Origin of the sequence: Citrobacter sp. Cpo069, assembly GCF_030332785.1 — a bacterium.
GTDB classification, from domain to species: domain Bacteria; phylum Pseudomonadota; class Gammaproteobacteria; order Enterobacterales; family Enterobacteriaceae; genus Citrobacter; species Citrobacter portucalensis.
The window spans coordinates 1-616 of record NZ_JAOWHD010000016.1; the positions used below are offsets into that span (position 1 = coordinate 1).

The 616-nt window shown below is 50.2% G+C and carries 1 pseudogene; it reads left to right on the top strand.

The window, feature by feature from the left end:
- A pseudogene (locus OGY08_RS00315) lies at positions 1–616 on the top strand (hypothetical protein); the annotation flags it as partial.

Consider the following 616-nt stretch of genomic DNA (forward strand, 5'->3'; position numbering starts at 1 on the left):
CTGGCAACTGCGGGAGCGGGTGGGACTTCAGGTACTACAGTTAATACTAACCAGGCGGCTCTGGATACTGCTAAGACGAACTACGATACGGCATATACGGCTGCAGCAAAAACCGCAAGCGACAAAGTTTATTCCGATAAAATCTTCACAGCTGATGTGAAAGATGCTTATGATGCCTATGATGCAGCAGCAGCAGGTGCTACGAAAGATGCATTGCTCGAGACCTTCAAAACGAAAGCAGGAATCGATGCTGCTACTACGATTAGTACTGCCGATCATACAGCCATTAAAGCAGGCTATGATGCTGCAGCAACCTCTACCCAGAAAGAGGCTTCTGTAGCAATTCTTGCGCCGAAAATGACAGGCTCAGCTGATGCCGCTGCGAAAGCGGGTGTAGAAGCGGGTAAAGTTGCAGGTACTAAAGCGGCTGAAGCAACTTCTGGAGCAGTCGTTAACGGCAATATGCGTACTGTAGCGGCAAAAGGCTTTGATGTTCTGAATGGTACCGTGGATTCCACCGGTGCAACCAACGGTAGCCCGCTGGAAGATATCGATGCCGCACTGAAAGCTGTTGATACTCAGCGCAGCATCCTGGGTGCTTCCCAGAACCGTTTTG